This window comes from Pseudoalteromonas sp. NZS100_1 (genome assembly GCF_015864285.1).
GTDB lineage: Bacteria > Pseudomonadota > Gammaproteobacteria > Enterobacterales > Alteromonadaceae > Pseudoalteromonas > Pseudoalteromonas arctica.
In genome coordinates this window covers 1-618 of sequence record NZ_JADYXN010000211.1, presented here as the reverse complement: position 1 = coordinate 618, position 618 = coordinate 1, and the positions used below count along the sequence as shown (strand labels likewise).

Here is a 618-nt window from a genome sequence, read left to right as displayed (position 1 = left end):
GATCCCGATATGCACCAGACCCGCAAAGGCCAGCAGTGGTATTTCGGCATGAAGCTGCACATTGGCGTGGACAGCCAAAGCGGGCTGGCGCACAGCGCCGTGGTGACGGCGGCCAACGTGCATGACAAACACCCGCTGCCCGATCTGCTGCATGGCAACGAGCAGCGCGTGTACGGCGACTCGGCCTATGCCAGCCAGAAGGCTCTGATCCGGGGCAAGGCGCCCCAAGCCAAAGACTTCACCAACCAGCGCACCCGCCGTGCAGGCGAGGTGGACGAAGTTCAGCGGGCCAAGAACCGCAACAAGTCACGCATCCGCGCTCGGGTAGAGCATGTGTTCGGGGTGGTTAAGCGCCTGTGGGGATTCACCAAGGTGCGCTACCGCGGGCTGCAGAAGAACGCCACACGCGCATTCACGGCCTTGGCGCTGGCCAACATTTTCCTTGCCCGAGGGCGACTGCAGGGACAGGTGCGCCCGTAAGGGTGGAAATCGGGCCTCAAGGCCCTGCGAACGGCCCAAATGGGCGGCGCAAGAGGCCACAAAATCCAAAAAATGGCGTCTTCCGCGTTCGCGCGGGAAATTTCGAGGGCTTGTTCAGCGTAGCCTTAGAACCTGTTC

Annotated in this window: 1 protein-coding gene; it reads left to right on the top strand. The window is 62.5% G+C overall.

From position 1 onward, the window contains the following. Positions 1-480 (top strand): IS5 family transposase (locus I6F66_RS21430; RefSeq protein WP_197209796.1); only part of this gene is annotated, 480 nt, incomplete at its 5' end. Positions 481-618 lie beyond the last annotated feature (138 nt).